This window comes from Streptomyces sp. CNQ085, from assembly GCF_022614595.1.
Lineage (GTDB): Bacteria > Actinomycetota > Actinomycetes > Streptomycetales > Streptomycetaceae > Streptomyces.
This window is the reverse complement of record NZ_JAJFAU010000186.1, coordinates 1-8122: the sequence shown is the minus strand read 5'-3', so window position 1 is coordinate 8122 and position 8122 is coordinate 1. Positions and strand designations below refer to the sequence as shown.

At 73.8% G+C, this 8122-nt stretch carries 6 protein-coding genes; 1 reads left to right on the top strand and 5 read right to left on the bottom strand.

What is annotated here, in order from left to right:
* Window positions 1–1751: MFS transporter (locus LJ221_RS22050; RefSeq protein WP_241718470.1), on the bottom strand; the 1751-nt coding region annotated here is incomplete at its 3' end.
* A 651-nt stretch (window positions 1752–2402) separates the two neighbouring features.
* Here LJ221_RS22050 and LJ221_RS22045 point away from each other — a divergent pair.
* Window positions 2403–3455 (top strand): phosphatase PAP2 family protein, encoded by a 1053-nt coding sequence (locus LJ221_RS22045; RefSeq protein ID WP_241718469.1) that lies wholly within the window; start codon window positions 2403–2405, stop codon window positions 3453–3455.
* Window positions 3456–3537: 82 nt separating this feature from the next.
* On the opposite strand, the gene LJ221_RS22040 is transcribed toward LJ221_RS22045, so the two are convergent.
* From LJ221_RS22040 to LJ221_RS22020, 4 genes are all read right to left on the bottom strand, one after another.
* Window positions 3538–3753 carry an I78 family peptidase inhibitor gene (locus tag LJ221_RS22040; RefSeq protein WP_241718468.1) on the bottom strand — a complete coding sequence of 72 codons (216 nt, stop codon included), beginning with the start codon at window positions 3751–3753 and terminating at the stop codon, window positions 3538–3540.
* Window positions 3754–4307: 554 nt separating this feature from the next.
* Entirely contained in the window at window positions 4308–5300 is a 993-nt protein-coding gene (locus LJ221_RS22030) for a YafY family protein (protein WP_241718467.1), read from the bottom strand.
* Window positions 5301–5407: 107 nt separating this feature from the next.
* Complete coding sequence (locus tag LJ221_RS22025) at window positions 5408–6376, bottom strand: hypothetical protein (RefSeq protein ID WP_241718466.1); 969 nt, start codon at window positions 6374–6376, stop codon at window positions 5408–5410.
* Window positions 6373–7653, bottom strand: coding sequence for a glycosyltransferase family 4 protein (locus tag LJ221_RS22020; RefSeq protein WP_241718465.1), 1281 nt, complete (start codon window positions 7651–7653; stop codon window positions 6373–6375). Before LJ221_RS22020 ends, LJ221_RS22025 begins: the two co-directional genes overlap by 4 nt.
* Between the last annotated feature and the right edge of the window lie 469 nt (window positions 7654–8122).

Below are 8122 nucleotides of genomic sequence, written 5' to 3'. Positions count from 1 at the left end.
CCGGCGGGGGCCGGGGAGGCGCAGGCCCGTGCCGGGGCGGCGCCGCACCCGTCCGCCCGGTCCGGATCCTCCCGCGGCTCCTGCCCGGGACCGCGGCCCGCGCTCCCACCCGGGGCCCCGCCCGAGCCCTCACCCCGATCCGCGCCCCCGCCCGGCTCCTGCGCCGCCATCGCACGCGGCAGCCGCAGCGCGGCCAGTGCGCCGAGCAGCAGGAGCCCGGCACTGACCAGCAGCGTCGTGTGCAGTCCGTGGACGAAGGCCTCTCGCGCCGCCTCACGCAGCGTCTCGCCGGCCGGTCCGCCAAGACGCCGCGCGACCTCGTACGCCTCGCTCAGCGAGTGGGCGGCGTCCTCCCCGGCGGCCTCCGGCACACCCGCCGTCCGCAGCACCCCGGGGGCGTAGGCGGCGTTCATGACGGTGCCCAGGACCGCGATGCCCAACCCCGCGCCGAGCTGGTAGGCGGTCTCACCGATCGCCGCGGCGCCGCCCGCCTGCCGGGCCGGGGCCTCGCTGAGCATCGACTCGTACGCGCCGAACAGCGTCGTCTCCAGCCCGAAGCCCAGCACGACGAAGCCGCAGACGAGCAGGGCGGGCTCGTCCCGCAGGCCGACGCCGGTCAGCGACAGCACCGCGGCGGCGGTGAGCAGGAAGCCCGTGAACACCATGAGGCGCGGCCCCAGCCGGCGCAGCAGCCGGGAGCCGGCCAGGCCGGCCGCGATCGCGGCGAGGCTGAGCGGCAGCAGCCGCAGCCCGGTCTGCAGAGGGCTGAGCCCGAGGACCAGCTGGAGGTACTGGGCAGCGATCAGCGCCAGGCCCACCAGGGCCAGCACCGTCAGCACGATGCAGGCCACCGCCGTGCCGAAGGCGGGCCGGGCCAGGGTGGCGAAGTCCACCAGGGGGTGGCGGCGGCGGAGCTGGCGGCGTACGAAGAGCGCGAGCAGCACCGCGCCCAGCGCCAGCGGCACCAGCGTGCCCGGGAGCGCCTCGCCGCCGCCCGCCCGCTTCACACCCAGGATCAGCGCGCCCAGCCCGGCGGCGGCCACCAGGGCGCCGACCACGTCCCAGGGACCGTCGCGGTCGCCGGTGGACTCCGGCAGCAGACGGCGCCCGAGCGGGATGCACAGCAGCATCAGCGGGATGTTGACCAGGAAGACCGAGCCCCACCAGAAGTGCTCCAGCAGCAGGCCGCCGATCAGCGGTCCCACCGCGGCGCCGACCGCGGCGACCGCGCTCCACACGCCGATGGCCAGCGCCCGCTCGCGGCGGTCGGGAAAGACCTGGCGCAGGATCGACAGGGTCGCCGGCATGATCATCGCGCCGCCGATCCCCAGCAGGGCCCGCGCCGCGATCAGCACCTCGGGGGCGTGCGCGTACGCCGCCAGCGCCGAGGCCGCGCCGAAGACCGCGTAGCCGCACAGCAGCACCCTGCGCCGCCCGACCCGGTCGCCGAGGGTGCCGAAGAGGATCAGCAGGGAGGCGCAGACCAGAGGGTATGCGTCGACGATCCACAGCAGCTCGACGGGGCCGGGTCGCAGCGCCCGGGAGACCGCGGGGACGGCGACGTGCAGCACCGTCGCGTCGACAGCCACCAGGAGCAGACTGGCGCACAGCACGACCAGCACGGTCCAGCGGCTCGCGTCGCCGCCGGATGAGGAAGGGCCGCCGCCCGGAACCGCAGGTCCCGTCCGTCGCGGTCTCTGCCGTGGGACGTCCGCCGCCCTGATGGCTCCGGCCGTGGTCGTCCCGGACATGTAGGCACCTCCTGTTGCGCTCGCACCGCCGCCGTGGGGAACGCCGGACACCGGGGGTGTCCGGCCCGGTATGGAGGGTCGAGTAGTGCGTCAGCGTACGCGAGTCCTCCGCATGGCTAAGTGGCGCGCCTCACGTTGAGGCCTGGCCGAAAGCCGCCTCATCACTTCATCTCGGCCTCATGACCTCCTCGTTCATGCCCGCGAGCGATCTGCTGCCCCCCTCTCTCCCCCGTCTCCGGGATCCGCCGCTCCGCCGTACGGCCCCCCGTGCCGGTGGCCCCGGCCGCCCGCCCCCGGGGCCACCGTGCAGGGGCGGTGGGGCACCGGCTTCGCCGGCGGACTGGCCTTCGCCGCGCTCGGCACGGCGGTGTACGGGGCGGTGTGGCCGCACGGCTCGGGCCCGCTCTGACCCGGCTCGGCGGCGCACCGGTTAACGGCCGGTGGACTGCGTTCGTCTTTCCTGAAAAGGAACACCCGGCGCACCCTCGACAACAACTCCGAGGCGTTCCGGTCGGAAAATCGGCGAACTTCTTCCGGACGTGGGAAAACAGCATCTCCCTGTGCGGGTGCAAGCCTGTTGCACATTACATAGGCATTACGAAGCAGGTGGCCGGTCCGGTGCAGCCGGTCACCGCCTGTAATCTCTTTGGAGTGCGTACCGACCGGATCTTCGCCCGCCTGGAACAGGAGCCAGCGCGGCCGCTCACTCCCCCACCCGGGATGAGCGGCACTCGCAAGACGCTCTTCTTCGCCACGCTGGCCCTCTACGCGGCCATCGTGGCGGCGGTGCTGACCACCTCCCGGCTGGTCCGGCTGGACTGGCAGGTGATGCTCTTCCGCCCGTACAAGCAGTGGCCGGAACTCCACGCCTTCCTCGACTACTTCGTGGTCCTCGGCCAGCGCGGTCCCACCGCGGTGCTGGTCGCCGCCTGGCTCGGCTGGCGCTCCTGGCGCCAGCGGACGCTGCGCCCGCTGCTGACCCTGGGCGCCTCCCTGCTGTTGCTGAACGTTACGGTGGGGGCGGCGAAGCTCGGCATGGGACGCGAAGGCCCGCACTACGCGAACCGCATAGGCGCCAATGAGATGTTCCTGACGGGCGATATATTCCCTTCCGGCCACACGGCGAACGCGGTGGTCACCTGGGGGATCCTGGCCTATCTGGCCACCACGCCGCGGGCCCGGCGCCGTCTCTCGGTCGTCGCGGCGGTCTTCGCGCTCGGCGTCGGTACCACCACCGTCTACATCGGCACTCACTGGGTCAGCGACGTGCTCCTGGGCTGGGCCTCGGGGCTGCTCATCCTGCTGGCGCTGCCGTGGTCCGAGCCCCTCATCGCCCGTGTCGAGGCGTATCTGCTGAGCCACTGGTACCACTTCCGGGAGGGGGCCACGCCCCTGTCGGCGCGCCTGCGTACCGCCGGGGCGCGCGCCGAGCCGGTCGCCGCCCGGCTCGGCGCGCGCGAGGCGTATCCGGCCCCCCGGCGCGGGCCGGCCTTCCCCGAAGCTCCCCTGGCCGAACCGGCCCTGCCCACCGCACTGCCGGGAGACCTCCCGGCCCGGGCCGGGGAGCCGCGCACCCACCATCCCGCCCACGCGCGACAGCACGCGGCCCGCTCGGAACGCTCCCCCGTCACCCCCGCAGGCAGCCGTCGGCCGTACGGCGAGCGCACGGTGTCGCGGACCGCGCCGATAGGACCGCGGAAGTGACGGCGCCTTAGCGCCCGCCCCGCGGAGCCCGGCACGTGCGGCGGCCCGTTCCCCCCGGACGGGGAACGGGCCGCCGCACGTGTCAGCCCTTCCAGCAGCGGACCACCGAGCCACCCTTCACTGTGAAGTTCAGCCGCCCCGACAGGTACTCCATGGTGATGACCGCGTCCGGCGGGAGGGACCGGACGGTGGTCCAGCCGCGTTCGCGGGCCCGTCGTTCGGCGGTGGCCGCGTCGAGTCCGACATATGCCTCGGGGTCGTCGTCCGGTGTGTGCGGGTGCGTGGGTGCCGGTGTCATGGCAGCACCGTACGGCGTCGGCGGCCCAGCCGGAAGTTCCGGCCCGATCATGGTGGCGTCACACTTGTGTCACAACGCTCCGTGGCGCGGACGGCATTCGGCCGCTCCGTCCGGGAGTCCCGCGCGCACCACTCCGAATTCCCCCCGCCACACTCTCCAGCCGTCCGCGACGAGTTCTCGGGAAACACCATCCGCGTCCTGCGCACGGAATACCGAAGAGGAAATCCGAAAGCCTCTCAATTACCCCTGAAAATAAGCAGGTCCACGGAATCGCGCGCTCGGGCCACCCGGCACTGCCCGACAAGGCGCCCGGCGTCGGCCGGCCGCCGCGTGAGGTCCGGATCGTCCGCGAGGGAGACCTCGCCGCGATCGTCAGCGACTGCCCGGACGACCTGTGACCCAAGCGCCGCGGCCTCCTGGCACACCAGCAGGTGCTGACCACGGCGGCGCGGCCGGCGGCGACGGTGCGGCAGCGGACCCGGCGGGCGAGTACGACCGCGTGCACGAAGCGGACGAGGTGGACCGAGTCCGGTGACCCCGCGGCCTCGCGGCCCTCACTCCCTTCCCCAACCCTCCCCGTCCGCCCGCCACGCCCGCGCCGCCCGGCCGAGGCGGTCCGCCAGCTTCTCTATCCGCTCACCCAGCCCGGCCGGTTCGCGCACCTCGAAGTCGAAGCCCAGTGTCAGGACGTGGAGGGCCATCTCGTCCAGGGAGGGGGCGCCGGTACGCAGCAGGCAGGTACTCTCGTCCACCGGTTCCAGCACTCCGGCCGAGGGCGCGATCCGCTCCGCGACCCGGTCTGCCGGGGCGTGCAGCAGTACGGTCGCCCGTTCCGGATACGCCCCCGTGGAGATGCCCTCGGAGACGTAGGCAGCCCAGTCCTCGGCGGGTGGTTCCCGGGGGGTGAAGCGGGGGCCGTGGGGCGGTGTGAGGGCGAGCCGGTCGACGCGGAACGTACGCCAGTCGGCGCGGTCGGCCGCCCAGCCCACCAGATACCAGCGGTGGCTGCTGCACACCAGGCGGTACGGTTCGACGATCCGGCGCGAACAGGAGCCGTCACGGTCCCGGTAGGCGAAGCGCAGCAGCAGGCGATCGCGGCAGGCGTTCACCAGTTCGGTGACGGTCTCCACCTCCACGACCGGCCCGCGGCGCCCCCCGAGCGGGTCGGTGAAGGCGGTGAGCGCGCCCACCCGACGGCGCAGCCGGTGCGGCAGCACCTGCTCCAGCTTCGCCAGCGCCCGTACCGAGGACTCCTCCATCCCCCGTACCGTGTTGTGCGCGGCCGTGCGCAGTCCGACCGCGACGGCCACCGCCTCGTCGTCGTCCAGGAGCAGGGGCGGCAGCTCGGCGCCCGCGCCGAGCCGGTAGCCGCCGGCGGTCCCGGTGGTGGAGTGGACGGGGTAGCCCAGCGTCCGCAGCCGTTCCACGTCGCGGCGCACCGTCCGCGAGGTCACCCGCAGACGCTCGGCCAGTTCGGCACCGGACCACTCGCGGCGGGCCTGGAGCAGGGACAGCAGACGCAGCAGTCGTGCCGATGTCTCCCTCATACGGCCGAGTCTGCCATCCCCTGAGGACAGGCGCTGTCCTCAGGGGACGGCGGACCGCCCGTCCCCGCCCGGCCGGGGCTCCCGCGGGACGGGCGGAGGCCGGGCGATCAGGAGCCGGCCGGTTCCGTGCGCTCCAGCCGCACGGACAGATCGTTGGCACCGGTGTAGTACGGACGGGCCGTCAGCCCTCGGCCTGCCTCCGGCTCACTCCTCCCGCCCGCCGCCCCGCGCGGCTCGTCCGCCTTGCCCGCCTCGTCGGCGGTGACGGGCCGTGCCGGGTAGCGCAGGATCCTGTGCTTGTCGACGATGTCGTCCAGGATGCGGGCCACACGCACCGCTTCGGCGTCCTCGCCGGGGCGCAGCCACAGCCGCCAGTCGCCCTCCGAGCCGCTCTCCCCGGCCAGATCCGCGTACGACAGCCGCGCCGTGAAGCCGTGCCCCTCGGCGGGCGTGCCTGCCGGGGTGACCGGCGCGGTGACGGACCGCGCCTGCGCGCCGTCCGAAGCGGCGGTGTGGCGGGGGCGGGCCTCCAGCCGCGCGGTGGGGGTCAACGCGGCCCCGTACAGCCTCCCGTGGACGGTCAGCCCGCCGTCGGCGGGCCAGATGTCGCCCGCCTCGGCGTGCGGCCAGCGCAGCCAGGAGCACACCGAGAGATTGCCGTACTTGGTGGTGTACGGGATGCGCACCCCCAGCCAGGTGCGGTCGGTGCGCGGCACCCGGTCGACGAGCGAGCGCAGGTCGCCGCATCCGGGCCGCAGCCGCTGCGCCTCACCCTCGCCGATCACCAGATAGGCGTCCCAGCGGCCCTCGGCCAGCAAAACCGTGCTGGGCAGGACGGCGCGCAGAACGGAGCCGCCTGGGCCGCCCGAGAGCGGCTCCAGCGGCAGGCGCACCGACTCCTCCGGGTCGTGGTCGCGCAGCCGGAGCAGCAGGGCGGCGTCCCACCGCTCCGCCGCGCCGGGCAGCTCGATGTCGAAGCTGAGGCCGCCCGCGCTGTCCGCCGTGCAGTGGGCCCGTGGTGCCGTCGCCCCGGGGACCTCGGGGGCACCGGCGGGTCTGCGGGTGGTCGCGGTCATGCGGTCCGTCCTCCTCTCGGCGCGCCCCGGCGGGCACGGGCCAGGGCGTCCTTGGTGGCGTACGCCCCGCCGAGCAGGGCCCCCCGGGCCCGGTGCAGGCAGGAGCGCAGGCGGCCGATGCCTCTCCCTCCGCCGCGTGCGACGAGCTCCGTGCAGAGCGAGGAGTACATCTCGCCGATCCGCGCGGGGTCGTAACGGGCTGCGTCCGCGATCGCGGCGCGGCCCATCTTCCGGCGCAGCTCGTCGTCGTTGATCAGCTCCAGCAGGGACCCGGCGATGGCGTCGACGTCGCCGGTGGGTACCAGCCGTCCGTCCACACCGTCGGCGATGATCTCCCCCGGCCCGTGCGGGCAGGTGGTGGCCACCACCGGCAGACCGCAGCGCATCGCCTCCACGATCGTCATTCCGAAGGACTCCAGACTGGACGTCACGGCCGCAAGCGAGCCCTTGACCCACTCGGCCTCGATGGGGTGGGCCGGTCCCATGAGGAACGCGTGGTTGTACAGGCCGAGTTCCTCCACCATGACCCGCAGCTTCGCCTCCTCGCGCCCGGCCCCGTAGAGCCTCAGCCGCCAGTCGGGCCGCTGCTCGACCACCTTGGCGAAGGCCCTCAGCAGCACGTCGTAGCGTTTGGCCGGAGCCAGCCGGCCGGCGGCGACCACCCATTTCCCGGTGCAGTCGGAAGGCTCCACCGCCGGCGCGGGGACGCCGTTGGGAACCGCCCGCACATACACCCCGGGCAGGCGCATCATGCGCCGGTAGTCGCGCGCGTCGGCCTCGGTGACGGTGGTGAGGGCGTCCAGGCGCGGGTAGGCGCCGCGCAGGGTGGCCCGCAGCGCCCGCGAGTGGGTGGAGAGCGTGAGGTGCTCCTGCCCCATGCGCACCGGGCCGGGCCGGGTGTGCATGGCGAGCATGGTGTTGAGGCCGGGGCGGGTGCCGATCACGACGTCCGCCTCGACACCGGCCAGATGCTCGGTGATCCGGCGGTCGGTGAGCGCGCTGTACTTGCGGTGGTTGCCGTCCGCGCGCGGGAACAGCCTGGACGGCCGGGCGTGCTCGGGGTCGTCGCCGTCGTAGTCCGGGCTGTGCTTGCGCATGTCCGCCAGATGGCGCAGGCGCACCGCGGGGTCCAGGTCGAAGACGGGACGGTCGCGGTGCCGGAAGACCGAGACGATCTCGACATCGTGCTGCTGTGCGAGCGCGCACGCGAGGTTGAAGGTGGTCCGGATCGTTCCGCCCATGCCGTACCCGTGGTGCAGCAGAAAAGAGATATGCATCCGTCTCCATGTCCCACGGAAGCGCGCGGGTAAGCGTCCCGGCTCCGTGTTTCCCTGTGTCGCACTCCTGTTGATGCCGTGTCTCTCCGGCGGAGACCGCGAACGGTCACCGGATGTTGACCCGCTTGATCGCCTTGTATCCGAACAGTTCGCCTTTTGTGAGGGTTTCCCGGGAACCGAAGAGCTCGTTCCGTCATTCAGGTGAGGCCCCGGGCTCCGCACGGTCGCCGGGAGGCACAAAAGCCCGGCGGGACGGCAGCGCCCCCGGGAGTCAGCGCGGGAGGCGCCCCCGTACCCGGGCGCCCTCTCCGGTCCTCGTCCCAGTCCTCGCCGTTCTCCCTCCCGGCCGCCGCAGTTCCGTCGGACACACCGGCGAGGTGGCCCCGGCCGCGTCGGACGGTACCGCCCCCGCATCCGGCACCGGGCGTCCGCGCGACCGGCGCGGCGCGACGACCGGGGCCGGCGGGCC